The 26,244-nt window shown below is 60.8% G+C and carries 25 protein-coding genes and 1 pseudogene; 3 read left to right on the top strand and 23 right to left on the bottom strand.

Going from position 1 to position 26,244, the window contains the following annotated elements:
• Nucleotides 1–3: 3 nt before the first annotated feature.
• The 3 genes from ygfK to AAA021_RS08165 all read right to left on the bottom strand — a co-directional run bounded on the left by ygfK (nucleotide 4) and on the right by AAA021_RS08165 (nucleotide 6,098).
• On the bottom strand, nucleotides 4–3,003 hold the full coding sequence (gene ygfK / locus AAA021_RS08175; protein WP_349088810.1) for a putative selenate reductase subunit YgfK: 3,000 nt from the start codon (nucleotides 3,001–3,003) through the stop codon (nucleotides 4–6).
• A gap of 149 nt (nucleotides 3,004–3,152) precedes the next feature.
• The gene (ssnA, locus tag AAA021_RS08170) at nucleotides 3,153–4,508 is read right to left on the bottom strand and encodes a putative aminohydrolase SsnA (protein ID WP_349088809.1); all 1,356 of its coding nucleotides are present in this window, start codon (nucleotides 4,506–4,508) and stop codon (nucleotides 3,153–3,155) included.
• A 195-nt stretch (nucleotides 4,509–4,703) separates the two neighbouring features.
• Complete coding sequence (locus tag AAA021_RS08165) at nucleotides 4,704–6,098, bottom strand: solute carrier family 23 protein (protein WP_035137475.1); 1,395 nt, start codon at nucleotides 6,096–6,098, stop codon at nucleotides 4,704–4,706.
• Between the two features lie 352 nt (nucleotides 6,099–6,450).
• On the opposite strand from AAA021_RS08165, the gene AAA021_RS08160 reads away from it, so the two are divergent.
• Nucleotides 6,451–7,107: a PAS domain-containing protein gene (locus AAA021_RS08160; protein ID WP_349088807.1), complete on the top strand. Its 657-nt coding sequence runs from the start codon at nucleotides 6,451–6,453 to the stop codon at nucleotides 7,105–7,107.
• Nucleotides 7,108–7,219: 112 nt separating this feature from the next.
• On the opposite strand, the gene AAA021_RS08155 is transcribed toward AAA021_RS08160, so the two are convergent.
• Nucleotides 7,220–7,597: a RidA family protein gene (locus AAA021_RS08155; RefSeq protein WP_055285184.1), complete on the bottom strand. Its 378-nt coding sequence runs from the start codon at nucleotides 7,595–7,597 to the stop codon at nucleotides 7,220–7,222.
• A 299-nt stretch (nucleotides 7,598–7,896) separates the two neighbouring features.
• On the opposite strand from AAA021_RS08155, the gene AAA021_RS08150 reads away from it, so the two are divergent.
• A complete protein-coding gene (locus tag AAA021_RS08150; RefSeq protein ID WP_349088806.1) occupies nucleotides 7,897–10,392 on the top strand; it encodes a U32 family peptidase in 2,496 nt (831 codons plus the stop codon).
• Nucleotides 10,393–10,407: 15 nt separating this feature from the next.
• Nucleotides 10,408–11,067 (top strand): RluA family pseudouridine synthase, encoded by a 660-nt coding sequence (locus AAA021_RS08145; protein WP_232049565.1) that lies wholly within the window; start codon nucleotides 10,408–10,410, stop codon nucleotides 11,065–11,067.
• Between the two features lie 342 nt (nucleotides 11,068–11,409).
• Here the strand turns inward: AAA021_RS08145 and AAA021_RS08140 are convergent, their stop codons facing one another.
• The 19 genes and pseudogenes from AAA021_RS08140 to AAA021_RS08050 form a co-directional block, all read right to left on the bottom strand.
• A complete protein-coding gene (locus tag AAA021_RS08140) occupies nucleotides 11,410–12,156 on the bottom strand; it encodes a DeoR/GlpR family DNA-binding transcription regulator (RefSeq protein WP_055309388.1) in 747 nt (248 codons plus the stop codon).
• 3 nt (nucleotides 12,157–12,159) lie between these two features.
• Complete coding sequence (locus tag AAA021_RS08135; RefSeq protein ID WP_349088805.1) at nucleotides 12,160–13,239, bottom strand: Gfo/Idh/MocA family oxidoreductase; 1,080 nt, start codon at nucleotides 13,237–13,239, stop codon at nucleotides 12,160–12,162.
• 483 nt (nucleotides 13,240–13,722) lie between these two features.
• Nucleotides 13,723–14,028, bottom strand: a complete 306-nt coding sequence (gene rplX / locus AAA021_RS08130) for a 50S ribosomal protein L24 (RefSeq protein ID WP_006235043.1) — start codon at nucleotides 14,026–14,028, stop codon at nucleotides 13,723–13,725.
• Between the two features lie 13 nt (nucleotides 14,029–14,041).
• Nucleotides 14,042–14,410 carry a 50S ribosomal protein L14 gene (gene rplN, locus AAA021_RS08125; protein ID WP_006235041.1) on the bottom strand — a complete coding sequence of 123 codons (369 nt, stop codon included), beginning with the start codon at nucleotides 14,408–14,410 and terminating at the stop codon, nucleotides 14,042–14,044.
• Between the two features lie 118 nt (nucleotides 14,411–14,528).
• Nucleotides 14,529–14,789: a 30S ribosomal protein S17 gene (gene rpsQ / locus AAA021_RS08120; protein ID WP_006235040.1), complete on the bottom strand. Its 261-nt coding sequence runs from the start codon at nucleotides 14,787–14,789 to the stop codon at nucleotides 14,529–14,531.
• Between the two features lie 16 nt (nucleotides 14,790–14,805).
• Entirely contained in the window at nucleotides 14,806–15,021 is a 216-nt protein-coding gene (gene rpmC / locus AAA021_RS08115) for a 50S ribosomal protein L29 (protein WP_006235039.1), read from the bottom strand.
• Between the two features lie 107 nt (nucleotides 15,022–15,128).
• Nucleotides 15,129–15,524: pseudogene (gene rplP, locus AAA021_RS08110) on the bottom strand (50S ribosomal protein L16); the annotation flags it as partial.
• Nucleotides 15,524–16,234, bottom strand: coding sequence for a 30S ribosomal protein S3 (gene rpsC / locus AAA021_RS08105; protein WP_006235037.1), 711 nt, complete (start codon nucleotides 16,232–16,234; stop codon nucleotides 15,524–15,526). The gene rpsC and the pseudogene rplP, both read right to left, overlap by 1 nt.
• Nucleotides 16,235–16,240: 6 nt before the next feature.
• Complete coding sequence (gene rplV / locus AAA021_RS08100; RefSeq protein ID WP_006235036.1) at nucleotides 16,241–16,612, bottom strand: 50S ribosomal protein L22; 372 nt, start codon at nucleotides 16,610–16,612, stop codon at nucleotides 16,241–16,243.
• 14 nt (nucleotides 16,613–16,626) lie between these two features.
• Entirely contained in the window at nucleotides 16,627–16,887 is a 261-nt protein-coding gene (gene rpsS, locus AAA021_RS08095; protein WP_006235035.1) for a 30S ribosomal protein S19, read from the bottom strand.
• Nucleotides 16,888–16,919: 32 nt separating this feature from the next.
• Nucleotides 16,920–17,750 carry a 50S ribosomal protein L2 gene (gene rplB, locus AAA021_RS08090; protein ID WP_349088803.1) on the bottom strand — a complete coding sequence of 277 codons (831 nt, stop codon included), beginning with the start codon at nucleotides 17,748–17,750 and terminating at the stop codon, nucleotides 16,920–16,922.
• A 179-nt stretch (nucleotides 17,751–17,929) separates the two neighbouring features.
• Entirely contained in the window at nucleotides 17,930–18,217 is a 288-nt protein-coding gene (rplW, locus tag AAA021_RS08085; protein WP_022094197.1) for a 50S ribosomal protein L23, read from the bottom strand.
• Nucleotides 18,218–18,844 (bottom strand): 50S ribosomal protein L4, encoded by a 627-nt coding sequence (rplD, locus tag AAA021_RS08080; RefSeq protein ID WP_349088801.1) that lies wholly within the window; start codon nucleotides 18,842–18,844, stop codon nucleotides 18,218–18,220. It lies immediately after the preceding gene.
• A 46-nt stretch (nucleotides 18,845–18,890) separates the two neighbouring features.
• Complete coding sequence (rplC, locus tag AAA021_RS08075; RefSeq protein ID WP_035137484.1) at nucleotides 18,891–19,511, bottom strand: 50S ribosomal protein L3; 621 nt, start codon at nucleotides 19,509–19,511, stop codon at nucleotides 18,891–18,893.
• A gap of 459 nt (nucleotides 19,512–19,970) precedes the next feature.
• A complete protein-coding gene (locus tag AAA021_RS08070) occupies nucleotides 19,971–20,591 on the bottom strand; it encodes a histidine phosphatase family protein (RefSeq protein WP_349088800.1) in 621 nt (206 codons plus the stop codon).
• Nucleotides 20,592–20,630: 39 nt separating this feature from the next.
• Nucleotides 20,631–21,785, bottom strand: coding sequence for a cation diffusion facilitator family transporter (locus AAA021_RS08065; RefSeq protein WP_349088798.1), 1,155 nt, complete (start codon nucleotides 21,783–21,785; stop codon nucleotides 20,631–20,633).
• Between the two features lie 149 nt (nucleotides 21,786–21,934).
• Nucleotides 21,935–23,149 carry a PTS transporter subunit EIIC gene (locus AAA021_RS08060; RefSeq protein WP_349088797.1) on the bottom strand — a complete coding sequence of 405 codons (1,215 nt, stop codon included), beginning with the start codon at nucleotides 23,147–23,149 and terminating at the stop codon, nucleotides 21,935–21,937.
• 40 nt (nucleotides 23,150–23,189) lie between these two features.
• Complete coding sequence (accD, locus tag AAA021_RS08055; protein ID WP_349088796.1) at nucleotides 23,190–24,914, bottom strand: acetyl-CoA carboxylase, carboxyltransferase subunit beta; 1,725 nt, start codon at nucleotides 24,912–24,914, stop codon at nucleotides 23,190–23,192.
• Nucleotides 24,901–26,244, bottom strand: coding sequence for an acetyl-CoA carboxylase biotin carboxylase subunit (locus AAA021_RS08050; RefSeq protein WP_035137491.1), 1,344 nt, complete (start codon nucleotides 26,242–26,244; stop codon nucleotides 24,901–24,903). The genes accD and AAA021_RS08050 overlap by 14 nt, the downstream gene beginning before the upstream one ends.

Here is a 26,244-nt window from a genome sequence, read left to right as displayed (position 1 = left end):
CGCCTATTTCTTAAGAAGGTACGAATAGTTGTCGCGCACAGCCCTGATGGTCAGGCGGACGGCCTCGGGAAGACCGGTGTTGACGGCATCGACCGAGACGGTGCGGACCGTGCCGGCGACGCGAACCTTAAAGTGGTCCTCGTCCACGGCCAGGAAGCCCTCGTTCTCGGAGTTCTCCATGTCTTCCTCGCTCCAGAACAGGGTGAGCTTGTCCTTGTAGGGACGACCCTCCTGGTAAGGGCAGAACACGGCGCAGTTGCCGCACTCATTGCACATGCCGTCGACATGGACGACCTGATGCTTGGCCAAGCCCGGCACCTTAATGGCAACGTTGGCGCGGTTGGGGCACACGTCGCAGCAGACCTCGCACACCGAGCCGCAGCCCAGGCAGCGAGTCTTGGTGCAGTTGCGCTTGTCGCGGCACAGCGACCCCTTGCGCTCGTAGCAGGTGTCCTCGCGGCCAGCCTGCTCGTTGCAATCGGCGTACTTGTTAAAGTCCACGCCGGCGATGGCACGGGCGACCTCGGCGGCGTCGGCGATGGCCTCAACCACGGTGGCAGGACCGCGACGGCAGTCGCCCGCAGCCCAGACGCCCTCGACGCCGGTGGAGGTGGCGGCAAGGCGGCCGCGACGGTCGTGCTCGACGCCCGCGGCATCGTACAGGCTGGCGTCGATGCCCTCGCCCACGGCGCAGATCACCGTGGTGGCGGGAAGCTCGACGGTCTCGCCCGTGGCGACGGGGCTGCGGCGGCCGCTTGCATCCGGCTCGCCAAGCTCCATAACATCGCAGGTCAGCACGGCGCCGTTGAGTGCCTTAGGTGCCAGCAGCTCGCAGAACTCAACGCCGTCGGCAAGAGCAAGATCGAGCTCTTCCTCATCGGCGGGCATCTGCTTCTTGGTGCGGCGGTAGACCAGGCGCACGTTCTTCACGCCGGCCAGGCGCTTGGCCACGCGGGCCGCGTCCATGGCGGTGTTGCCGGCGCCAATGACCACGACGTCCTCGCCCAGCTCGAGCTTCTCGCCCTTCTTGGCGGCCTCGAGGAACTCCAGCACGTCGAGCTCGGCGCCCTCGCCCAGGCCCGCAGAGCCGGGCATCCAGGCACCGGTGGCCACGACCACGTCGGTAAAGCCCTGGTCCTTGAGCTCGTCAATGGAATCAACGCGAGCGTTGAGCTGCACCTTGGCGCCAAAGGCTAGGCAGAGCTCGGCATCGTGGGAGATATCGTCGCTCGCGATACGGAACTCGGGGATCACGTGACGGACCACGCCGCCGAGCGAATCGCGGGCCTCAAAGATGGTGACGGGCACGCCGGCACGCGTCAGGAAGAACGCCGTCGCCAGGCCGGCCGGGCCGCCGCCGATAACGGCAACGTTGCGCTCGCCGTCGTTGGCGATGGCCTGGGCGCGCAGCTTGGGCAGCACGGCGGTCATGGCCTCGCGGGCGGCCTTGAGCTTGCTGGCGCGAATCTGGGCGCCCTCGGGCTCGTAGAACGCACGCTCGCAGGCACGGCCGCAGGGATGCGGGCAGATGGTGCCGGTAATGAACGGCAGGGCGTTGCGCTCGATGATGATGTTGAGTGCGTCCTCGTAGCGGCCCTCGTCAACGGCCGCCAGGTAGGCGGGAATATCCTGCTGGATGGGGCAGCTCGTGCGGCACGGCGTGGTAAAGCAATCGGAAAGAGGGCTCTTGCCGGCGACCTTGCGGTCGGGCAGCGGACGCAGCGGCTTCTTGTAGAGCGGGTTGGTGAGTGAGTCGGTCTGGATCGCAGTCACAGCCTCGAGAGAGACACCCGCGAACGGCTTGCCATCCAGGTCGGTAAACTCGCCGGCCGTCTGGCTAAAGCGCTCGTAGCCACCGGGCTTGAGCGCGTCGGTCGCCAGGGTGACGGGCCAAATGCCGGCATCGTACAGGGCGCGGATGTTGTAGACCGTAGCACCGCCGGAGTAGCTGATGCGCAGCTTGCCATCGAACTGCTCGGTAATGCGACGGGCAGCCTCGATGGTCAGCGAGAACAGCGAACGGCCGGACATGTACATCTCGGTGGAAGGCAGCTCGTTCCTCGTCACGTCGACGGGGAACGTGTTGGTCAGCTTGACGCCAAACTCCAGGCCGCGCTCGGCGCACAGGGCAATCAGGCGCTCGAACATGGGCACGGCGTCGGCCCACTGCAGGTCCTCGCGGAAGTGCGTGTCATCGAAGACGATGTAGTCAAAGCCCAGCTCGTTGAGGCGCTGACGTGCAAACTCATAGCCCAGCAGCGTGGGGTTGCACTTGATGTAGGTATTGAGGCCCTTCTCGGTGATGAGGTAGGTCGCGATGCGCTCGATCTCCGCCGGCGGGCAGCCGTGCAGGGTGGACTCGGTGATGGAGTTGGAGACGCGTGCCGGGATGGACTCGACAAACGCGGCGTCGACATGCTCAAACTTGTCCAGGTTGGCAAGCGCCCATGCGCGGCACTCGTTCCAGACGTCGGAGCCGCTGGCATCCTTCATGCCCTCGATGTAGGCATCGACCTTGGGGCTCTTGATGCCCTCCAGGTCATAACCCACGGACATGTTGAAGACAAATCCGTCCGGGCTTCCCAGGCCGTACTCGCGAGCGATCAGGTGGCAGGCGAACCATGCCTTCACGTACTCGGCAAAGGCCTGCGGAACCTCGAGCTCGGTCGACCACTCGCAGTTGTAGCACTCGTCCTGCGCCACGATGCAGGGCTTGTTCACACACTTGGAGAGCTCCTCGCCGTCCATAACCTGAACGGTCTTGAGCTCAAAGAAGCGGGAACCGGCCACATAGGATGCCACGATGTTCTGGGCAAGCTGCGTGTTGGGGCCGGCGGCCGGGCCAAACGGGGTCTCGATGCGCTCGTCAAAAATGGGAAGCGCGCCCTCCTGGTTGGTCGTGACCATCTTGCGCACGCCAAAGACGGCGCCCTGAGTCTTGTGCTCCTCGATGATCCAGTTCATCAGCTGCGAAAACGGGATCGGCCTCATGATGTCGCTCATAATGAGCTCCTCTCTGTAACGCCCGGCGAGACCGCGCGGCGGGCGCAAATACGGTGTAGCGCTAGCACAGCGCCGGCGACCCCGCGGAGGCCGCCTATACGCGCGTCAGATGCGGCGAAACATCCGACGCGCGTGAATCTACTTGTGAATTAGTAGGTGCGATTGTTAAGCGCGCTCCAGAGCTTCTTGGACTCAGCCATGGTCCACGCGTTAATCTTTTCCTCATCGATACCGACAAACTCGCGATCCTTGTACAGGACGCGGCCGTTGATGATGGTGGTACGGCAGTTTTTGCCCATCATGCCAAAGAGCATGTGGCCGTCGATATTCTCCTCGCTCAGCGGCGTAAAGGGCTTGTAGTCCATAACGATAACGTCGGCGGCAGCGCCGGCCTCGAGCACACCGAGCTTGCGATCGAAGTACTTGCTCGCCATCTTGGCGTTGTTCTCGAACAGCATCGTCATGGCCTCGCACCAGCCCACGTTGGGCATGGCGGCGTTGTGGCGCTGAATAATCAGGAAGACCTTAAGGCTCTCGAGCATATCGTGGGTGTAGGCGTCGGTGCCCATGCACACGGGGATGCCGCGGCGGAAGAACTCGAGCACGGGGGCGCAGCCCACGGCGTTGCCCATATTGGATTCGGGGTTGTTGACCAGCCAAGTGCCGGACTCCTTGACGATATCCATCTCGGCAGGCGTCACGTGGATGCAGTGGCCCAGCATGGTGTCGGGACCCAGCAGGTTGTGCTGCAGCAGGCGCTCGACGGGGCTGATGCCACCGCGGTTGAGGCGGGAGTCCCACACGTCGTTCATGCCCTCGCACACATGGATGTGGAAGCCGGTCAGGCCGTTGTTGGCCTCGGCCATCTTATCCATGGTCTCGTCCGAAAGCGTAAAGGTAGCATGTCCGCCAAACATGGCGGCGATCATGTGGTTGTCGTTATCGCGACGCTCCTTGGCGGCCCACTGGGCAAATTCGGCGTTCTCGGCAATGGCCTGGTCGCACTTTTCCTGGCCGCGGCGATCGGAGACCTCGTAGCACAGGCACGAACGCATGCCCAGCTCCTGAGCTGCATCCTTAATGGTAAAGAGGCTTCCCGGAATCTCGCAGAAGCTCGCATGGTGATCGAAGATCGTGGTGACGCCATCACGGATGGAGTCCAAAATCGTAGCATAGGCGCTGGCCTTGGTGCCGTCGAGCGTCAGGTTGTCGTCGATCTTCCACCACTGCTGCTCGAGATTCTCCAAGAAGTTGGTGGGGTTGCAGCCCTTAATGGCAAGGCCGCGGGCCAGACCCGAGTAGATGTGGGTGTGGCAGTTGATGAGTCCGGGCATGATGAGGTTGCCCTGGGCGTCGACGTACTCGGCATCCGGGTACTTGGCCTTGAGCTCGCACTCGGGGCCCACTTCGACGATCGTATTTCCGTCAATGGCGACCGCACCGTTTGGAATGAACGGGGTCTGAGCGTTGCGAGTAAAGACGGAACCGTTAGCGACCAGAAGCATAAATGCTCCCTTCAACATCAGGGGCGGGGTTTGACACCTCTGACATAGCGGAGTGCGAAGCGCCGGCCTACACCGGAAACGGGCCCTCTCCCGTCAACGCTTCACCAAAGGGGCAAACCCTTTGAAGTGCGGCTTGGCGCCGCATGACGTCGGCGGACGAGGCGATGCGTCCGCCGACGAATAGCACCGAATTGCTTACTTCTTGCTCTCGGGCAAGACCAGATCCACGGCAGCGTCCTTGGCAGCATCGATGTGCTGAGCCACGACCGGCGTCTGCGGAAGGATCAGGTTAAGGACGATGGCCATGATGGCGGTGGGGGTTACGGCATTGGAGCCGATGACGGTGGACACCCAGGTGGGCATACCCTCGCCGGCAAGGCAACCGCTGGCCATCCAGATACCCAGGCCAAAGACGACGGAGGTGCCGACGATAGTGGTAGTGCGCTGCGTGAGGCCCTCGCGGGTGAACATGCGCACGCCGTTCATGGTGATGGTGCCAAAGACGCCGACGGTCGCGCCGCCGATGACGGGCTGCGGGATAGCGGAAAGGACGGCAGAGAGCTGCGGGAACAGACCGGCGATGGCAAAGACGGCCGCGATGATCACAAAGACCCACTTGTTGACGACCTTGTTGGAGCAGATGATGCCCACGTTCTGGCCAAGGGCGCTGGTGGGAAGACCGCCCAGCAGACCGCCGACCATAGAGGTGAGGCCCTGGGACACGATAGCGCCGGAGAGCTCGCGCTCGGTGGGCATACGGTCGATGGAGCCCAGGCAGGCGGCGGAGACGTCACCGATAACCTGGATGGCAACCATGGGGAACACGACGGCGAGGGTAATGCAGACCTCGGGATCAAACTCGAGCGCGTAGGGCATGAGCTTGGGAAGAGCGAAGACCTGAGCGGTGGCGACGCTGGAGAAGTCGATCATGCCAAAGGGGATGGAGACGATCATGCCAACGATCATGCCAAAGAACACGGATCCCAGCTTGAGCGTGCCCTTGCCAAAGTTGGCGAGCGCAAAGACCACGGCGAAGGTGATAAGAGCGACGCACCAGGCCTGCGGGGTGCCCCACAGCGGCGTACCCATACCGCCGGCCATATACTTGACGGCCGTGGGATACAGCGAAACGCCGATGGAGAAGATGACCGTACCGGTCACGACGGGCGGGAACAGCCACTTGATCTTGCTGTAGGCCAGACCAAAGAGGACCGCGACGGCGCCGCCGACGATCTCGCCACCCAGCAGCGCACCAAAGCTAAAGCCCGAGGCACCCATGGCCTGCAGGGCCGGCAGGAACGCGAACGAAACGCCCATGACGATGGGCAGGCCGCCGCCGATGCGACGGAAGGGAGCGAAGGCCTGAAGGGCCGTGTCGATCGCCGAAAGAATGAGCGCGACCTGGATGATGTCGGTACTCTGCTGGCTATTAAAGCCGTAGACGCCGGCCATGATGACCGCCGGGGTAATGATGCCGGCAAACGATGCCAGTACGTGCTGAAGGGCACACGGGATCATTTCCTTAACGGGAGGCATGCCTTCGCGAGTGAACAGGGCTTCAGTGCCGTTCGTAACCGTCTCCTGGGTCATTTGACCACCAATCCTCGAAGTAGTTGTTTTCGCATCTGACGCTCTATTGTGACGCAGTGCGGGGTTGAGGTTGTGCCTTCATTGCATATCGTATTAAAGATGATTCTCATTCTCAATAATAATTTTTTGTTATCAGACTATTCTTCAGCTGAAATTACGCATTTCCGCAGGTCAGGAAAGTGTCTGGTCAAAATAACATCTAACATTTCTTTTGGTCAACCGTTTACCGCTAAATTCCTACCGTTCGTCTGCATTACGCAATGTACCTGCGGATATACGAGATGATGGGCAGCGTGTTACCATGAGAAAAAATTGTTATGAACATTTCCGATTTCACCCAAAGGAGTTGCCCGTGAACGAGACCGTACGTCGCTTTTTGCCGATGGTCGATTTCCTGGAGCAGATACTCGGCAAAAACAGCGAGATCGTCCTGCACGATTTCTCGGATCCCGACCACGCCATCGTCGATATCCGCAACGGTATCGTGAGCGGCCGCAAGGTCGGCGGTCCCGCTACCGATCTGGCACTCAAGATCATGCACGACGCCAAGTATCGCGACCTGCCGTTTATAACGGGCTACGAGGGACGCGGTGCCGGTGGCAAGACGTTGGAGTCGGCGACGTACTTTATCCGTGAGGACAACGAGATCGTCGGCATGCTTTGCGTCAACACCGACCTCTCGACCGTGCGCTCCATCAACGCCATGGCGCAGCAGCTCATGGCATGCTTCGACGCGGCGCCGACGCGCACGGAGCCCGCCCCTATCGAGGTCGAAAGCCTTTCGGAGTCCACGCAGGAGCTCATCGACCGCAGTATTGCCGAGCTGCTGAGCGCGCGCGGGCTGGATGTAGCGTCGCTTGGTCAGAGCGACCGCGTGGACGTCATTCGCCACCTCAACGACAACGGGGTTTTCATGCTCAAGGGTGCCGTGGCCTGCGCCGCCACCGCGCTGGGCATCTCGGAGCCCAGCGTCTACCGCTACCTGCAAAAAGTCCGCAAGGAGGGCTAACGAGCAAAATGGAGCGCGGCTCCACAAGCGATCCGTCACTTGACAAAAGACCCTTCAGCTCACACGCGCTGCAGGGTCTTTTTGCATGTCATGTTTAGTTGTGGCCAACGCCTTAGAGGGCGGCGACGACCTCGATCTCGACCAGACCGCCAGCCGGAAGGGCGGCAACCTGGAAGGCGCTACGCGCGGGGAACGGGGCCTCGAACTTGGAGGCATAAATCTCGTTCACGGCGGCGAAGTCGGCGATGTCGGCCAGGTAGACCGTGGTCTTGACGACATCGGCAAAGGTGGCGCCGGCAGCGGTCAGCAGGGCCTCGACGTTGGCGAGGGACTGCTTGGCCTGGGCCTCGACGCCCTCGGGCATCTTGCCGGTTGCGGGATCGATGCCCAGCTGGCCGGACAGGAACACCATGTTGCCGGCCTGGATACCGGGGGAATACGGGCCGATGGCTGCGGGTGCGTTATCGGAAGACACGACGGTCTTGCTCATGTTTTTCTCCTTACAATCAAATAGAGAGCGTGAGCGCGGCGTTCGCACCGGGAGGCACAGTTCGGTCTGAACACCGCGCTTGATTGGGATAGTACTCAAGGTTTCTGTTTGATGCAAGAATATTATCAGCCTGCGAGAATATTTTATCGCCCAACGGTTTCCCCGAACCGCTGAACGGTTCTCCACGGGGTCAGCCAGCCTAAGCTGCTGAAGACTTTATCCCGCTTGGAGCACGGGCATCGCCTGCCGCGACGGCACCACTATACTTTTGAATATCTGAGCATTTTGAAAGGCAGGATATGACCGCAACCGCCAGTCGAACCACCAACCGCAGACCCGAGCTTTTGGCGCCCGCCGGAGGGCCCGAGCCCTTTGCCGCCGCACTCGCCGCGGGGGCAGACGCCATCTATTGCGGCATGGGCAGCTTCAACGCCCGCCGCAAGGCCACCAACTTTACCGACGAGGCCTTTGAGCAGGCCTGCCGCGCCGCGCATCTAGCCGGGTCGCGCGTCTACGTCACGGTCAACATCGTCATCAAGCAGTCCGAGATGGGCGATGCGCTGCAACTCATTCATCGCTGCTCCACGCTGGGCGCCGATGCCTTCATTATCCAGGACTGGGGTCTGTTCTTTGAGGTCAAGCGCACCATGCCCGGCATCGAGACACATATCTCGACCCAGGCGAACATCCACGACGACCGCGGAACCCTTTGGTGCCGCGAGCAGGGCGCCGACCGCGTGACTCTCTCGCGCGAGCTCTCCATCGACGAGATCGCCGCCATTCATAATGCCGCGCCCGATGTGGACCTTGAGGTCTTCAGCCATGGCGCCATCTGCTTTTGCTACTCGGGCCTGTGCCTGCTGTCGAGCTTTGCCATGGCGGGACGATCGGCCAACCGCGGCATGTGCGCCCAGCCCTGCCGCCTGCCCTACGAGTTGATCGACGAGAACGTTCGCGCGCTCTCCCCTGCCGGTCGCGAGCGCGCGCTGTGCCCGCGTGACACCAACACCTCACAGCTTGTTCGCCGTCTGTATGACGCCGGCGCCGCATCGCTCAAGCTCGAGGGCCGCATGAAGGCACCCGATTACGTGTACTCCATCGTTGATGTGTATCGTCACGAAATTGACGACATGCTATCCGGAGCCGCCGTTGCCAAGGACGAGGAAGCCGCCCGCCAGCGCCAGCTCAAGCGCTGCTTCAACCGCGACTTTACGCACGCCTATCAGGACGGCACCTCGGGCGACGAGATGATGAGCTATGAGCGTTCCAACAACCGCGGCCAGATCGTGGGCACGGTGCTGGGCAGCCGCCCGGCCAACCGCGATGTGCGCGGCCTCAAGTCCGACGACCGCCGTCGCCGCGCCGCCATCGCCCGCATTGAGCTGTTTGAGCCCGTGGGCAAAGGCGACCTGCTGGAGCTTCGCCACGATAACGAGTTTGACCAGTTCCTGACCACCATTGCCGCCGATGATACCGCCGCCGGTGACATCATTGAGTGCCGCGTGCCCCGTAGCATGCCCGAGGGCTGCCGCGTGCGCGTGATTCGAAGCCAGAGCGCCATTGACGCCGCCGGCGCCGCGCTCAAGCGCGATGTGCTGCGCCGCCGAGCTGTTGACGTGTCCGTCGTGGCGCGCCTGGGCGAGCCGTTTACTGTCACACTCACCTGCTGTGACAACCCCGCGCTCACCGCCACCGCCACGGGCTTCACCGTCGAGGCCGCCAAGACCCGCGCCGTCGAGGCATCCGATCTGGTTGAGCACGTCGGGCGCATGGGCTCCTCTCCCTTTGAGGCCGCGAGCTTTGATGTGGCGCTCGATGAGGGCTGCGGCATGGGCTTCTCCGCCGTGCACAAGGTGCGCGCCGCCGCTTGTAAGGCGCTGGAGGAGGCCATTCTGTCGCCATACGAGGAGCGCGCGAAAACGCTCGAGTTGCCGGCGATTGCAACCAGAGATTCCCGCCCTGTGCCCGAGCACTACCGCGATGAGCCGCAGATCTGCGCCACCATCACCTCGCTCGAGGCCGCCGAGGCAGCGCGCGCGGAGGGTGCAACGCGCATCTATATGACCACCGACACGCTCGATGCGGCCGAGCTCTCCCCCGCCGATACATTTGAGCAGGGCATCGTACCCGTGCTCGACGAGGTCTGCCGCGCCGTTGACCACGTACGCATCGACCCGTGGGTTGTTGCCGGCGCCACGGTCGCTATTGGCAACATCTCTGAGCTTGCCCTGGCCGCCCAGGTTGGCGCCACGGCCGAGATTCGCTCTTGCCTGCCGGTGCACAACACGCCCTGCATGGAGGCGCTTGCCGAGCGCGGAGCCGGTGCGTTTTGGCTCTCGCCCGAGATCACGCTCGACGAGATTGTCTCGCTCGGCGCCGCGGCGCCCGCAGCCCTGGGCATCACTGTGTTCGGCCGCCCGCGCGTTATGACGAGTGAGCACTGCATCCTGCAGGTGGCCAATGGCTGCATCCACGATTGCGCTAACTGCCGCCTGCGCGCCCGCAAGCTGTCACTCAAGAATATCGACGGCAAGGTCATGCCCGTACGCACCGACATCCATGGCCGCTCTCGCCTGTACGACGCCTACCCCATCGACCTCACGCCGCAGGTTCCTCAGCTGCTCGATGCCGGCGTGCGTCGTCTCATGGTAGACGGAACGCTGCTCGAGACAGATGAGGTGGGCCGTGCCGTCGCCCGCGTCCGTCGTGCCGTCGAAGCAGCACAGGCCGGCCGCAAGCCCGCCGCCCGCCTGCGCGGCGCCACCTCGGGCTGCATGTTTGTGGGAATTAGCTAACCGAAAGGCTTACACGTGAACGAAGAACCTCAAGTCCTTTACTGCGACGCCTGGCTCATGGCCATCGACAAGCCCGCCGGCATGATCGTCCACGGCGACGGCACCGGCGAGCGCACGCTCACCGACTACGCCAGCGACCTGCTGCTGGCGATGGGTGACGGCTTTGCCGCGACCGACATGCAGCCGCTCAACCGCCTGGACCGCAACACCACCGGCGTGGTGTTGTTTTCGCTCGACAAACAGACGCAGCCCGCCTTTGACCAAATGGTCATCGACCACGCCTTCGAAAAGCACTATCTGGCGCTGGCCGAGGGCAAGATCGACTGGAACGAGAAGCTCATCGACAAGCCCATCGCCCGCGACCGTCACGACAGCCGAAAGATGCGCGTCGGCGCCAGCGGCAAGCCGTCTCAAACTCGCGTGAAGGTGCTCAAACGTCTTAAGAGCCGTCGTGGCCTGCCCGCGCGCTCGTATATCGATGTCGAGTTGCTCACCGGCCGCAAGCACCAAATCCGTGTGCACCTGGCAAGCGAGCATCATCCCCTGGTTGGCGACGACCTGTACGGAACGCCGCGCCCCTGCGGCCTGATGCTCCACGCCCACAGCGTGTCCTTCACGCATCCCGTAACCGGCGAGCACATCCACATCGAAGCCCCCTGCCCCTGGGAGCCCTAAACCACCACAATGGGGACAGGCACCTTTGTGGTGGTTTTGCCGCAATGGTTCAACCGCGGTCCCAAAATGTCTCGATCTGTAACAGTTAGAACCCATTTTCCGGTCTATCTGTTACAGATCGAGACATTCAAATCCCCCTTAAGGGAAAATCTCAATCTGTAACACCTAGCCCACTTTTAACGGTCCAGTTGTTACAGACTTAGACAAACCGGCAGACAACGAAAGCGGCAACGCCCGTGATGGACGTTGCCGCTTTTCTATTGAGAAAACTACTCGATTTTCGTTACTAACCACCACAATGGGGACAGGCACCTTCGTGGTGGTTTTGGCCTTGTCTCGCTGTTAGACAGTGATGACGTTGTCCATTGCCCGGTACTTGGCGGGGACCTCGCCCGCAGTGATAATCGTTGCGTCGCGGAAGTCCGCGAACTTGACGGGCGCCACCATGCCAAATTTACTGGCGTCCGAGATTACAAAGCGTTTGGCGGTATGGCGCATCGAGATACGCTTGACCTGTGCTTCCTCGATATCGGGCGCCGTGAAGCCCTGCTCGGCGGCAATGCCGTTAGAGCCCCAAAAGCCACAGTTGAAGTTGTAGCGGTCTAAGGTTGCCAAGGCATCGGGGCCAACGAGCGCCTCGGTCTCGGGTTTGAGCTCGCCGCCCAACACCACGGTACGCATGCCGCGCAAAGCAAGGTGCTGAGCATGGAGCACGGAATCGGTCACATAGGTGACATCTTCAAGGTGTGGAAGATGCTCGATGAGCCTCAGCGTCGTCGAGCCCGAGTCGATGTATACAAAGCTCTCGGGCTCCACAAGCGCCGCCGCACGGGCGCAGATACGCTCCTTGTCGTCGTTATGGAGGTCGCTGCGCTCATTAAGCGTTAGGTCGCGCGTCACGTGCGCGCGCTCAAGACTCGTCGCTCCACCGTGGACCTTGGCGATGCGATGAGCTCGGTCGAGCGTCTGCAGGTCGCGCCGAATGGTAGACGCCGTCACGCCCAGGGCTTCGGCAAGCTCCGGCACGGTAACCGAGCCGGCCTGCTGCACCATCGACACGATCGCGTTGAGCCTATCTTCCGCAAGCATCGCTTACTCCTCCTCGGGGTACACAACTCCCCAGTCGGCGCGGAGCTTGGTCATAAGCTCCATAACATCAGAAGCATAATCCAGCAGCTCGCGCTTGGAGTCGTCGCCGGCAACGGCCTTCTCCAGGTCGGCCATCTCATAGCACAGGGCGTAAGCCTCGGTGCCGGCGTGGACCTCCTCGCGGTGGCCGTCCGCAGTCCACACGATGGTCGCGTGATCGGCACGCGGATATTCATTGACCTCGATGTAGCACTTGTCGAAGCTGATGACCGAGCGCTTGGGCTGCTTGGAGTGGAGCGTAAGGCTCACGACGCCCAGCTGCTGCTCGGCATTTCGGCAGACGATGCCACCCGCGACGTCAACGCCAGTCTCGCAGGTGTTGCCCAGCGAAACGACCTCAGCGGGCTGGCTTGCCATAAAGAGGCGCATGACGGACAGGGCATAGACGCCAATATCGAGCATGGCACCGCCAGCAAGGTTGCGATTGTAAAAGCGGTTGGTCAGGTCGCCGTACTCCTTGTAGCTGCCAAAGTTGAGCTGGGCGAGGTTCATGCGTCCAAAGTCGCCGGCATCCATGCGGCGGCGCAGCTCCTGATACAAGGGCATGTGGAGCACCGTGGTGGCATCCATAAGGACCACGTTGTGCTCGTCGGCGATGGCACGGGCCTCGTCGAGCTCGGCAGAGTTGAGGGTAATGGCCTTCTCGCAGAGTACGTGCTTACCAGCTGCCAGAGCGGCTCGCAGGTAGGTGATATGCGTGTTGTGCGGCGTGGTGATATAGACTGCGTCAATGTTCGGATCGGCGTAGAGGTCCTCGACCGTTTCATAGACCTTCTCGATGCCATATTGCTCAGCAAAAGCCTGAGCCTTGGACAGCGTGCGGTTGGCGACGCCCGCAAGCTTGCGACCGGCAAGAGCGAGAGACTGGGCCATCTGGTTGGCGATAACGCCGCACCCGATCACAGCCCAACGAAGCTCGGGAGCCGTAAAGATATCATCGGGGAATGGCTTGTCCTGGACCGAAGTGAACGCTGCTTTTGCGGCTGCTTCGGCGTCGAGCGGAGCCTGTTTGGAATCTGCCATTATGTGCCTCCTGAGTCATCGGAAGTCCTTCATTTCCAACAGCCTTATATTCGCACAAATGCGCGCGCATTTGCTTGTATTTGCGTGTTATTTGTTTATCGGTCATTATTTAACCATAGTTAGCAGATATTTGCGCGGCCATGCGCATCATCGCGCAAGACTCTGCGCGTAAATGCGCATGCGACAAACCTTGTGAAACATATAGGGGCGGAGCACCATAGCCCTAAAGACAGAGCCAGCTGCATTACTTCACCCCTCTGGGGGCACCAGACATCAAAGGACTGTCCCTAGGTGCCGCTTTCGTTGAAGCCTATCCCAGATGGCCAGATATACAAATCTAAAGACTGTCCCCATCAACTAGCCGTTTAAGAACATCCCCAACGACAAGTCATTTAAGTCTGTCCCCAATGAGTAGGGATAGAAAAAGGCCCGGGTGCCTTGGGGCATCCGGGCCTTTGCTAGCAACTTGATGTTGCGGGCAGCTTAGAACTTGTGGCCGCACTTCTTGCAGACGCGCAGCTTGTTCTTGCCGTCCTTCTCGTGACCGACGCGGGTAACCTTACCGCACTCGGGGCAAACGAGATTGACGTTGGAGGCGTCGATAGGAGCCTCCTGCGAAACGATGCCGCCCTGCTGGTTGGCAGCGTTGGGCTTGACGGCCTTCTTGACGACCGAAACGCCCTCGACAACGACCTTGTTCTCGGCGGGGAGAGCACGCAGGACAACGCCCTGCTTGCCGCGATCCTTACCAGAGAGAACCTGGACCTTATCGCCCTTCTTGATATACATATATCTCCCCTAACTACAGGGTCTCGGGAGCGAGCGAGACGATCTTCATGTACTTCTTGTCACGAAGCTCGCGAGCGACGGGCCCGAAGATACGGGTGCCGACGGGCGAACCATCGTTGTTGATGACAACGCAGGCGTTCTCATCAAAGCGAATGTAGGAGCCATCCTTGCGGCGGATCTCCTTAACGGTGCGAACGACGACGCAACGGACAACGTCCTTCTTCTTGACGTTGGCGCCAGGGGTAGCCTCCTGGACAGCACCGATGAACACATCGCCGATGCCTGCATAACGACGCTTGGAACCGCCAAGCACCTTGATGCAGCGAATCTTGCGAGCGCCGGAGTTGTCGGCGACGTTCAGCATGGTTTGCATCTGAATCATGGTAGATGTTCCTCCGAACTAAGAACCGAAGAGAGGTGCGCAGCCTTTATACGGCCCGTGGTATGCAAGCCAGGCATACGCACATCTTCGGAAACGTACAAGTCGTAAGAGCGACTGCTTATTTAGCACGCTCGACGACCTCGATGAGGCGCCAACGCTTCATCTTGGACATAGGACGGGTCTCCATAACGCGGACGGTATCGCCCACGCCAGCCGTGCACTCCTCGTCGTGAGCGTGCAGCTTCTTGGAGCTGGTCATCATCTTGCCGTACTTGGGGTGACGCTTGCGCTCGGTGATGGTGACAACAATGGTCTTGGCACCGGAGACGGAGGTAACGACACCCGTACGGACCTTACGCGAGTTACGCGAATCAGTCATGTTCTCTCCTTAGGTCCTACTCGGCGACAGCGGACTTCTCCGCTGCGATCTCGCGGGCGCGCTGCTCCGTGAGGACGCGAGCGATGTCCTTCTTCACGGTGTTGACGCGAGCGGTGTTGTCCAGCTGGCTGGTGGCCATCTGGAAACGAAGGTTAAAGAGCTCGGCGCGCATTTCCTTCAGCTTCTCAACGAGCTGAGCGTCCGAGAGCTCACGAATCTCTGCGGGCTTCATTAGTTCTCCTCCTTGGCGGCGGCGGCGTCCTCAGCAGCCCACTTGGCCTCGAGAGCGGCCTCCTCAGCCATCTCCTTCTCGATGCGCTGCTCAGCGTTCTTAGCAGCAACAATCTTGGTCTTGATGGGGAGCTTGTGCTGCGCAAGACGCAGAGCCTCGCGAGCGACCTCCTCGGGAACACCCTTGACCTCGAACATGATGCGGCCGGGCTTGACGACGGCCACCCACTCCTCGGGGTTACCCTTACCAGAACCCATGCGAGTCTCGGCAGGCTTCTTGGTGATGGGCTTATCGGGGAAGATCGTGATGTAGACACGACCGCCACGCTTCATGTAGCGGGTCATGGCAATACGAGCGGCCTCGATCTGACGGTTGGTGATCCAATGGGCCTCGAGAGCCTGGATACCAAACTCGCCGAAATGCAGCTCGGTATTACCCTTGGCCTGGCCCTTCATGGAGCCACGCTGCACCTTGCGGTGAAGAATACGCTTAGGGGCAAGCACTACTGACCCCTCCTCTCGGAGTTACGACGACGAGGACGGGAAGAGCCCTCGAGTGCAGGGTTGGGAACAGGCTGACCCGGGAGCTTCTCGCCCAGGTAAATCCAGACCTTCACGCCGCAAGCGCCCATGGTGGTGCTGGCGACAGCCGTGCCGTAGTCGATCTTGGCACGGAGGGTGTGCAGAGGCACGCGACCCTCGCGGTACCACTCACGACGGCCCATCTCGGCACCGCCGAGACGACCGGAGCACTGGATACGGATGCCCTTAGCGCCGGCCTTGCGGGCGGACTGGACAGCCTTGCGCATAGCGCGACGGAAGGCAACGCGGCCCTCGAGCTGCTCGGCGATAGACTGAGCAACGAGGTTGGCGTCGAGCTCGGGGCGCTTGATCTCGACAACGTCGACGGAGAGCTGGCCCTTGGAGACGCCAGCGACCTTCTCGAGCTCGGTACGGAGGGTATCGATCTCGGCACCCTTCTTACCGATGACAACGCCGGGGCGAGCAGTGAGGATGATGACCTTCACCTTGTCGCCAGCGCGCTCGATCTCGACGCGGGAGACAGCTGCGCGGGAAAGACGCTTCTCGAGGTACTTACGAATCTCGAGATCGTTACCGAGGGTCTTAGCGTAATCCTTCTCTGCGAACCAGCGGGAGCGCCAGTTCTCGGTGATGCCAAGACGGAAGCCGGTGGGGTAGACTTTCTGACCCATACAGCTTTACGCCTCCTTTCGAGGAGCAACGACGACGGTGATGTGGGAAGTACGCTTCAGAATGCGAGAAGCGGAACCCTTGGCGCGGGGACGGATGCGCTTAAGCGTCGGACCCTCGTCAACATAGGCAGCGGCGACAACCAGGTTGTCGGCACGCAGACCGTTGTTGTTCTCGGCGTTCGCAACGGCGGAACGGAGAACCTTCTCGACATCCACGGCGACGGCGCGGTCGCAGAAGTGGAGGATGTCGAAGGCCTGAGCGACAGGCTTGCGGCGGATCAGATCGACCACCAGGCGGGCCTTGCTGGGGGAAACACGCACGTACTTAGCGACGGCGCGAACCTCGGTGGCCTCAGTTTCAATAGACTTAGTTGCCATTTACGGTTAACCCCCTATTTGGCCTTGTGGCCACGGAACGTACGAGTCGGCGCGAACTCGCCGAGCTTGTGACCAACCATGGACTCGGTAACATACACGGGCACATGCTTGCGGCCGTCGTGGACGGCGATGGTGTGACCAACCATCTCGGGGAAGATGGTGGACGCGCGGGACCAGGTCTTCACGACGTCCTTCTTGCCAGCCTCGTTCATCGCGGTGATACGCGAGAGAAGGCGAGTCTCCACGAACGGGCCCTTTTTGAGACTTCTGCTCATAAGTGCTTTCTCCTAAAACTCGGTATCCGAAATTACTTCTTACGGCGACGAATGATGTGCTGGTTCGAGACCTTCTTCTTCTTGCGCGTACGAAGGCCCTTCGTCGGCTTACCCCAGGGGGTAACGGAGGGACGACCAGAGGTGTGGTTCTTGCCCTCGCCACCGCCGTGCGGGTGGTCGACAGGGTTCATGACGGTACCGCGGACGGTCGGGCGCACGTTCATGTGACGCTTACGGCCGGCCTTGCCGATGACGATGTTGGAGTGATCGGCGTTGCCGACCTCACCGACGGTGGCGCGGCAGGTAACGAGGATGCGGCGCATCTCGGAGGAAGGCATACGGACGATAGCGTACTTGCCCTCCTTACCCATCAGCTGGCAGGAGTTACCGGCGGAACGGGCGATAGCAGCGCCCTTGCCCGGCTGGAACTCGACGGCGTGGATGAGCGTACCGACGGGAATGTCGGCGAGGGGCAGAGCGTTGCCCGACTTGATGTCGGCGTCAGAACCGGACATGATGGTCTGACCGACCTCGAGGCCCTTGGGGGCCAGGATGTAGCGCTTCTCACCGTCAGCGTAGTGCAGCAGAGCGATGCGAGCGGAACGGTTCGGATCGTACTCGATCGTGGCAACCTTGGCGGGCACGCCGTCCTTGTTGCGCTTGAAGTCGATCACGCGGTAACGACGCTTCACGCCGCCGCCCTGGTGGCGGGTGGTGATGCGGCCGTTGTTGTTACGACCGGCCTTCTTGGGCAGGGGCTCGAGAAGAGACTTCTCGGGCTTGGTGCAGGTGATCTCGGAGAAATCGGAGATCGTCTGCCAACGCCTACCAGCGGAGGTCGGCTTAAGGTGCTTTACAGCCATTACAATCCCTTTCAATAGGAATCCGTTAGCCATCGCAGACAGGGATTCGAGGTTCTGCCTCGGGTGCGATGACACCGGACGTATACACGGTTCCGGGCGTGTCCATTTTATACGCCCAAAACCTTGAGCTCTCGCCTCCCCTATTTGGGAGGCATGAGCTCACTCAACAGCAGCGAGTCTTAGGCCTGGTTGCCAAAGACCTCGATGGTGTCGCCCTCGGCCAGCGTGACGATGGCCTTCTTCCAAGAACGGGTCTTGCCGGCGACATAGCGCACGCGCTTGGTCTTGGGCTTGACCGTCAGGGTGTTCACGCGAACGACCTTGACGCCGAAGATCTCCTCGACAGCGTCCTTGATCTGATACTTGTTAGCATCCTTGGCGACCTCGAACGTGTACTTGTTCAGCTCCATGCCGGAGAAGGAACGCTCGGACACGATCGGACGGATGATGATCTCGTGGGCGGTCATTTATGCAAGCACCTCCCCGAAGTGAGCGGCGATGTCGGCGGGCATCAGCACAGCGTTGTTGTTGACGAGATCGTAGGTGTTGGCCTCGTCAGCGGTGATGATGAACGTCTTGGGAATGTTGCGGAACGACAGGTAGGCGTTGACGTCCTCATCGCGAACGATGATGGTCAGACGCTTGCCCTCAAGACTGAGAGCCTTGAGCATGGCGACGGCAGCCTTGGTGGAAGGCTTCTCGAAGCCGTAGTCGTCGACGAGCACGAGCTCGCCATCGGCCAGCTTGGCGGACAACGCGGAGCGCATAGCCAGCTTGACCTCCTTGTTGTTCATACGCTTAGCGTAGGAACGGGGCTTGGGGGCGAAGACAACGCCACCGTGACGCCACTGGGCAGCACGGATGGAACCCTGGCGGGCACGGCCGGTGCCCTTCTGACGCCAAGGCTTCTTGCCGCCACCGGAAACCTCAGAGCGACCCTTAGCAGACTGGGTGCCCTGACGCCAAGAGGCCATCTGGCACTTGACGATGTGGTGCATAACGTGGATGTTCGGCTCGATGCCGTACACCTCAGCGGCGAGCTCGGCCTCGGCGACCTTCTTGCCCTCGCTGTTCTTTACTTCAAACTTTGCCATTTAAGTGTTCTCCTTGGTATGACGCTGGGCTAAATGGGCTGGGCCCTTAGGCCATACGGATGGCGACGAGACCATTCTTGGCACCCGGGACAGCGCCCTTGACCAAGATGAGGTTCTGCTCGGCATCGATGCGGACAACGGAAAGGTTCTTGACGGTAACGCGCTCGTTACCCATGTGACCGGCCATCTTGACGCCCTTGAGGACGCGCGCAGGATAGGCGCACTGACCGATAGAACCGGGGTGACGCTGGAAGTGAGAACCATGCGTCATAGGACCGCGGCGCTGACCCCAGCGCTTGATGCGACCCTGGAAGCCCTTACCCTTGGAGGTACCGATGACGTCGACCTTCTCGACATCAGCGAAATCAGCGACGGTGACGACCTCGCCGACCTTGTGCTCCTCGCCGTTCTCGACGCGGACCTCACGAAGGAAGCGAACAGGCTCGACGCCAGCCTTGGCGAAGTGACCAGCCATGGGCTTGTTCACGTTCTTGGCCTTGATGTCGCCGAAACCGATCTGGACGGCGTCATAGCCGTCGGTTGCCTGAGTTTTAACCTGCGAGACAGCGCAGGGGCCAGCCTGGATGACCGTGACGGGAACGACGTTGTCGTCCTCGTCCCAAACCTGGGTCATGCCAATCTTGCGGCCGAGAATCATGCTGATCAAGATATGATCCCAACTCTCGCGTGGTCTTGGGACAATGCGTACACCACCGAGCGTACGCCCCTAGAGGACCACTACTTACACGACGTGCTCCCCAGCCTTGTATTGCGTCCGGACTACCTGACAACCCTATTAAGCAGGCATTTTGTCCAGCCAGAATACTCCCCTGGTTTCACACAGCTGTTTAGTATACACGGCTGCGGGCGTATCCATCGAGATTCATATTTCACTCACATTGTTTACGCAGGTAAAGTGCGTGGCACGTTCCCAGTGTGCGGCGGAGGGGGCGGGCCTGAGGCATATTAAGGTTGCTGCTCTACAGTCCTGCTCACGACGGAGAGCACATTAAGTGCTCTCCTGTTCGTGCGGAACTCGCGACAACCTTAATATGCCTCAGGCCCGCCCCCTCCGCCGCACACTGGGAACGCCACGTAGATGTCTGCTAAACCTTGCTCGCTCAGGCTAATGACTTTGTTGGGGGTCCACTATTTGCTGGAGGGTGAACTTGCGTTGGGGCGTATCGTCCTCTTCTCGCGCATCATCGAAATCGAAGATCATGATGGCGCAGTTGGGGAGTTTTGCTGGGAGCTCGAAGCCCTCTGGGACTGCAGCCTTGATGAATTGGCGGCTGGCGCTGCCGTGACTTACTGCTAGGAGGGTTTCGATGCCCTCGGAGCCCATGAGATTGGTGAGGGTACCTACCATGCGTTCTTGCAGCGCGCGGCTTCCCTCTCCTCCGAAGGGGACCAAGTCCTCGCCCGGATCCCAGACGTCGGTGGGTAGCGCGTCGTGTGGGCCCTCTTCGAAGGTGCCGTAGCAGCGCTCGATGATGCCTTCGTAGGGCTCGACTGCTGCGTCCGGGCCGAGGAGTTCGGTAGCGACGAGCTGAGCTGTGTCCATGGCTCGACCCAAAGGCGAAGAGACCACTTTGTCGGGGACAACGTCGTGGGCCTTGAGCCATGCGGCTGCCATTCCCGCTTGTTTGCGGCCAAGGTCGGTCAGCGGCGAATCGCAGCGGCCCTGGACCAGCTTTTTGACGTTGAACTCCGTCTGACCGTGGCGGAGTAGATACAGTTTCTTCATGCTCTCCCCTTCTGCATAACCTGCTTTGCCGGCACAGCCTTACTCGTGGGTATGTCCTACGTAGTCTTCGTCGATCGTAATCTTGGCAATCGACCTGGGGTATTCCGATTCGACCCGTTGTGCCAGCGCGTGCTTTAAGTCTTCGGCACTCATCTGCAGATCCGAGGGACGCACGCAGTCGAAGATCACGTTGGTGTGCGTAGGACCCGGCACACAGCGCAAATCGTGAATTGAAAGGCGGCTATCGATCTGTTGGGCCATGGCATTGATGCGTAAACGCATGCTCGCCACCTTAGGGTCGTCGGTCACGATGGGGTCGTAATGGAGCGTGACAATCATGCCGTCTTCGACCCTAAACGACTGCTCGATGTTATCGAGCGTGTCGTGGCTTTCCAGCGGGCTGGCCTCGGCCGCCATCTCGGCGTGCGCACTTGCAAACTTCCTGCCCGGGCCGTAGTCGTGAACCATCAAATCGTGAACGCCCAAAACGCCGGGATAGCTCATGATCTTGTCTCGAATGTGCTTGACCAGCTTAGGATCGGGCGACTGGCCCAAAAGCGGGCTCACCGTATCTTGAATAAGTTCAAGGCCGCTCCAGCCAATATAGGCGCCAACGGCAAGGCCAACCCATGCGTCAAGATTGATGTGCGTCACCTGCGAAACAATCGCACATGCCAGCACGGCGCCTGTGGCAAGGACATCGTTCTTGGAATCCTGCGCGGTCGCATGCAGCGTCTCGGACTCAATGCGATTGCCGAGCTTTTGGTTGAGGGCCGCCATCCAGAGCTTAACGACCATCGAAAGCACCAGGACCGCCACCAGGGCAAGCGAGAACTCGACAGGTTCGGGGTGGATGACGCGCTCAACCGAGGACTTCACCAGCTCAACGCCAATCAGCAGCACGAGTGCCGCCACGACCAGACCCGAGAGATACTCGTAGCGACCGTGGCCGTACGGATGCTCGGGGTCGGCCGGCTTGCTCGCCAGCTTAAAGCCCAGCACGCTCACGATATTCGAGCTGGCATCGGACAGGTTGTTCATGGCATCCGCTACGATCGAAACCGATCCCGACAGCACGCCAATTGCACCCTTCGCAGCGCATAGTGCCACATTGGCGACAATACACACCATGCCCGTCAACGTACCCACACGTGCACGGTCGCCCTGCGCGCGCTTAACAATCCACTCGACCATCTGCATCCGCCCCCACGGTACTACCTATATATCTATTGCTCAAACGGATTGTAGTGTAGCCACTTTGTCCCCCAGATACAAAAGGCCGCAACCCACACGGGCCACGGCCTTGGAATGTGACATGCGGGGCTGTCCCCTTGTCGATCGATTTATGCGCTTGCCTCGGCCACGCTCTTCGAAGTTTTGGGTGAATCGGCTCCGTCTTCTGCCGCCTGCCCCTTCGTCGGCACCACGCCAAAGCAGTAGCTCAGCGCCGCAGACGCCGCAAATGCCGTGCCGCCGGCAGCGCAGCACCACAGCAGGTTCGAGATACCGCCCGTGGCAAAGCCAATGACCATGAGGACATTCGTCATGCCGATGGTATAGGCCGTAACGTGGCCCACGGCTGCAACAAGGCCTCCGACGGCGCCGCCGATGGCCATACATGTGAGGCACCTGCCGTATTTGAAGCCGCAGCCGTACAGCGCCGGCTCGCTTACGCCACCAAGTACGCCCGAGATCGAGTAGCCCAGCATAAGCGCCTTCTCGTCCCTATCCGCAACGCGAAGCGACGCGCCAAAGGGCATGCCCCAAACGGCGAACGTTGCCATCGTCGCGGCAATCAGGATGCACGAATCCGTTCCCACACTCATAAACTGCGCATAGGCAAGCGATAGGACAACGTTGCTGACACCCGCAATCTTAAGGAACTCCCAGCCCGCGGCAAGCCCCATGAGCGTGAGCAGCGACACGATGCCACCGGAATTGCCAAGCATAAACATAAGCTGGCCCAACAGCATGCCCAGATAGCTGCCCGCCGGCGCCGTAATGCACAGCGAAACCGGAACCATGACAAGCATGGTTGCAAACGGAACGAACGAAAACGCCACGGCCTTGGGGATAACGCGCCGAAAGAAACACTCCACTCGCCATAGCACGGGCACCGAGATGAGAACCGGAATAACAGTCGTCGTGTAATCGTTGACCGGCGCGGGAAGCAGACCATACACGGAAGTCATCGATGCCCCCGTCGTCGATGCGGCATCGACGAGCTTAAGCAGATCGGGCGCAATCAATACGCCGCCCAGCATCATGCCCAGCTGCTCCGAGCAACCGAGCTGACGGGCGGCCGCCCAACCAAGATAAATGGGCAAAAAGTAGTAGCCGGCGTTATAGAGCCAACTGTAGAACAGGCGATAGATTTCGGAATCGGCAGACCACAGGCCCAGCATGCCCTCGCCCATAATGACGGCGACGGTGCGGAACAACGCCGCGCAGACAATAAACGGCAGCGCCGACATCATGCTTTTGGACAGATAGTCCACCACGGCCATGGCGTTTGATGAAACCGTTGTTGTAAACGAGGTGTTAGAAACTTGTGACATGGAACGCCTTTCCCAATGTGACATGCGAGCTTTCCCTTTGTCACATCGTGCGGTACTGACCGATTGCGCGGTACTTTTCGTAGCGGAGGTTTGTGAGGGCTGCGTCGTCGAGCTGCCCAAGCGTATCGAAGGCATCAAATGCCGAGGACATGACGGCACCGGCGATCTCCTCATGCGACAGGCCCCTATCGTCAACAATGCCGTCGATGATGCCGAGCGCCAACAGATCGGGGGCCGTGAGCTTCAGCGCCTCGGCGGCCTCATTCGCGCGCTCGGTATCCTTCCACAGGATCGACGCACAGGCCTCGGGGCTCACGACCGAATAGGCCGAGCTCGAGAGCATCAGGATGCGGTCGGCCACGGACAGCGCCAGCGCGCCACCAGAGCCGCCCTCGCCTGTCACCACCGAGACAATCGGCGTCTTGAGGCCGCTCATCTCCATGAGATTCTGGGCAATCGCCTCGCCCTGGCCGCGCTCCTCGGCACCGATGCCGCAAAACGCGCCCGAAGTATCAACCAGACACAGAACCGGTCGACCAAACTTTTCGGCCTGGCGCATCAGGCGACGCGCTTTGCGGTAGCCCTCGGGATGTGCCATACCAAAGTTGCGACGCATGCGCTCTTTGGTCGTGGTACCGCGCTCGATGGCGATGACCGTCACGGGTCGCCCGTCTTTCCAGCCAATGCCAGCCACCACGGCGGCGTCGTCGCCAAAGTAACGGTCGCCGTGCAGCTCCACAAATCCATCCAGGCCCAGCGAGATCATCTCGCCCGCCGTGGCGCGATCTGCCGAGCGGGTCTGCTTGACAATCTCGAGCGCGGTTTTTGGTGCGGTCGAGCGTTTGAACAAGTGTCCCAGCTTTTTGCCGCGACGACCCGTATGCACGATCTCATGCGGTGCCCCCAGGCCGGGCGCGTGCCCTTCGTGCAGTGCCAGCAGCTCGCCTACCGTGAGCGCAATCTCGCCACGCGGAACAACGGCATCGCAAAAGCCGTGCTCCAGCAAAAACTCGGAGCGCTGGAATCCCTTGGGCAGGCGCTTGTGCATGTTCTGCTCGATCACGCGCGGGCCGGCAAATGCCGTCAGGGCATCGGGTTCGGCCAGGATAATATCGCCCTCCATGGCAAAGCTCGCGGTTACGCCTCCGGTCGTGGGATCAGTGAGCACCGTGATATACAGGCCGCCCACCTCGCTATGGCGCCTAACCGCCGCAGAAATCTTGGCCATCTGCATAAGCGATGTCACGCCCTCTTGCATGCGTGCACCGCCCGAAACGGTAAAGCCGACAACTGGCAATCCAAGCTCGGTCGCTCGCTCAAATGTGCGACAGATCTTCTCGCCCACCACGGAACCCATCGAGCCCATCATAAAGTTGGCGTCCATAAAGAAGAGCGCGGTATCGCAACCGCAGATTTTGCCCCTGCCGCACACAACGGCGTCGCGCTCGCCCGAACGCTCGCACACGTTCTTGAGCTTGTCGGCATAGCCGGGAAACGAGAGGAAGTCCTCCGACGCCAGATTGGCATCCCATTCCTCAAACGTGCCCTCGTCGACCGTCATGCGCATGCGCGCGCGACCGCTCACGCGAAAGTGTTTGCCGCAACGAGGACAGACCTCGAGGTTGTCGTGCAGGCGTGCCTCATCGATCACACGGCGGCACTCCGGGCACTTGATAAACACGTGGCGTGCGGGAAACTCGGCGCACGACTCGGTTATCGGCCCCTCAAGGACATTGACCGTTTTCGCTTTTCTATTCATCAGCATAGAGATGCCCCATCAGATCGGTGTGGTACATGCCCGACAAGAACTCGTCGTTTGCCAGCACGTCGAGCTGAAGCTCGCTGTTTTCGCTCACGCCCTCAATCACGAGCTCGCCCAGGGCCGAGCGCATCTTACGAATAGCGCCGTCACGCGTGGGCGCACACACGATGAGCTTGCCAAGCATGGAGTCGTAGTACGGCGGAACTTTCGCACCGGTAAACATGGCGGAATCCCAGCGCACGCGCGGACCACCCGGCACACGCAACGCGGTGACCGTTCCGCATGACGGCAGAAAGTCCGGCGTTTCGGCATTGATGCGGCACTCCATGGCGTGGTTGCGGACCGGCATGTCCTCCTGCTCAAAGGGCAGAGGCTGGCCGGCTGCCACGCGCAGCTGCCACTTGACCAAGTCGGTATCGGTCACAAACTCCGTAACCGGATGCTCCACCTGCAAGCGCGTGTTCATTTCCATAAAGTAGAAATTGCCGTCGTCCGAATACAGGAACTCGATGGTACCGGCTCCTTCGTAGCCGACGGCACGAGCCAGGTCACGCGCTGCCTTGTGCATGCGAGCACGAATGTCGTCGTGTCCGTCGAGGCACGGCGCGGGGCTCTCCTCGATTAGCTTTTGGTTGCGCCGCTGCACCGAGCACTCGCGCTCGCCGAGCGAAAACACATGGCCCTGCTTATCGGCCATAATCTGCACCTCAACGTGATGCGCCGGCGCGACGAACTTCTCCATGTAGCACTCGCCGTCGCCAAAAACGGCCTCGCCCTCGGCGCGTGCTTCAATAAAGGCCTTTGCCGCATCTTCCACGCGCTCGACCTTACGAATACCGCGACCGCCGCCGCCCGCACGCGCCTTAATAAGCACGGGGCAGCCAATGCGCTCGGCCTCGGCCGTCGCCTCCTCGGGACTTTTGAGCAAATCGCAGCCCGGCACGATGGGTACGCCCGCCGCGGCAGCCGTTCGGCGTGCGGCGTCCTTGTCGCCCATGCTGTCGATCACCTCGGCCGAAGGACCGACAAAAGCCAGGCCATACTTGTCGCAGTCGCGTACAAAGCTCGCCTTCTCGGAAAAGAAGCCATAGCCGGGATGAATTGCCTTAGCTCCCGACTTTACGGCACAGGTGAGCACAGCATCGTCGTTGAGGTAGCTCTCGGCAAGACGCGGACCGCCGATGCAATACGCCTCGTCGGCAAGCTGCACGTGCAGCGCGTCCGCATCGGCCGTGGAATAAACGGCGACGGTCTTGATGCCCATATCGCGGCACGCGCGGATAACACGGACCGCGACTTCGCCGCGGTTGGCGATGAGCACTTTGTCGAACAT

The sequence above is a fragment of the Collinsella sp. CLA-JM-H32 genome (genome assembly GCF_040098165.1).
Taxonomy (GTDB): domain Bacteria; phylum Actinomycetota; class Coriobacteriia; order Coriobacteriales; family Coriobacteriaceae; genus Collinsella.
The sequence above is the reverse complement of the archived record's forward strand: the minus strand, read 5'-3'. Positions and strand labels throughout refer to the sequence as shown.

Coding starts and splice junctions, on each gene's coding strand:
- rpsS (WP_006235035.1), bottom strand. CDS start 16,887: ATGAGCAGAAGTCTCAAAAAGGGCCCGTTCGTGGAGACTCGCCTTCTC.
- AAA021_RS08140 (WP_055309388.1), bottom strand. CDS start 12,156: ATGCTTGCGGAAGATAGGCTCAACGCGATCGTGTCGATGGTGCAGCAG.
- rplB (WP_349088803.1), bottom strand. CDS start 17,750: ATGGCTGTAAAGCACCTTAAGCCGACCTCCGCTGGTAGGCGTTGGCAG.
- AAA021_RS08150 (WP_349088806.1), top strand. CDS start 7,897: ATGACCGCAACCGCCAGTCGAACCACCAACCGCAGACCCGAGCTTTTG.
- AAA021_RS08070 (WP_349088800.1), bottom strand. CDS start 20,591: ATGAAGAAACTGTATCTACTCCGCCACGGTCAGACGGAGTTCAACGTC.
- AAA021_RS08135 (WP_349088805.1), bottom strand. CDS start 13,239: ATGGCAGATTCCAAACAGGCTCCGCTCGACGCCGAAGCAGCCGCAAAA.
- AAA021_RS08065 (WP_349088798.1), bottom strand. CDS start 21,785: ATGGTCGAGTGGATTGTTAAGCGCGCGCAGGGCGACCGTGCACGTGTG.
- rpsQ (WP_006235040.1), bottom strand. CDS start 14,789: ATGACTGATTCGCGTAACTCGCGTAAGGTCCGTACGGGTGTCGTTACC.
- rplW (WP_022094197.1), bottom strand. CDS start 18,217: ATGACCGCCCACGAGATCATCATCCGTCCGATCGTGTCCGAGCGTTCC.
- ssnA (WP_349088809.1), bottom strand. CDS start 4,508: ATGCTTCTGGTCGCTAACGGTTCCGTCTTTACTCGCAACGCTCAGACC.
- rplD (WP_349088801.1), bottom strand. CDS start 18,844: ATGGCAAAGTTTGAAGTAAAGAACAGCGAGGGCAAGAAGGTCGCCGAG.
- rpmC (WP_006235039.1), bottom strand. CDS start 15,021: ATGAAGCCCGCAGAGATTCGTGAGCTCTCGGACGCTCAGCTCGTTGAG.
- rplN (WP_006235041.1), bottom strand. CDS start 14,410: ATGATTCAGATGCAAACCATGCTGAACGTCGCCGACAACTCCGGCGCT.
- AAA021_RS08060 (WP_349088797.1), bottom strand. CDS start 23,149: ATGTCACAAGTTTCTAACACCTCGTTTACAACAACGGTTTCATCAAAC.
- AAA021_RS08165 (WP_035137475.1), bottom strand. CDS start 6,098: ATGACCCAGGAGACGGTTACGAACGGCACTGAAGCCCTGTTCACTCGC.
- AAA021_RS08155 (WP_055285184.1), bottom strand. CDS start 7,597: ATGAGCAAGACCGTCGTGTCTTCCGATAACGCACCCGCAGCCATCGGC.
- ygfK (WP_349088810.1), bottom strand. CDS start 3,003: ATGAGCGACATCATGAGGCCGATCCCGTTTTCGCAGCTGATGAACTGG.
- rplX (WP_006235043.1), bottom strand. CDS start 14,028: ATGTATATCAAGAAGGGCGATAAGGTCCAGGTTCTCTCTGGTAAGGAT.
- rplV (WP_006235036.1), bottom strand. CDS start 16,612: ATGGCAACTAAGTCTATTGAAACTGAGGCCACCGAGGTTCGCGCCGTC.
- AAA021_RS08050 (WP_035137491.1), bottom strand. CDS start 26,244: ATGTTCGACAAAGTGCTCATCGCCAACCGCGGCGAAGTCGCGGTCCGT.
- rpsC (WP_006235037.1), bottom strand. CDS start 16,234: ATGGGTCAGAAAGTCTACCCCACCGGCTTCCGTCTTGGCATCACCGAG.
- accD (WP_349088796.1), bottom strand. CDS start 24,914: ATGCTGATGAATAGAAAAGCGAAAACGGTCAATGTCCTTGAGGGGCCG.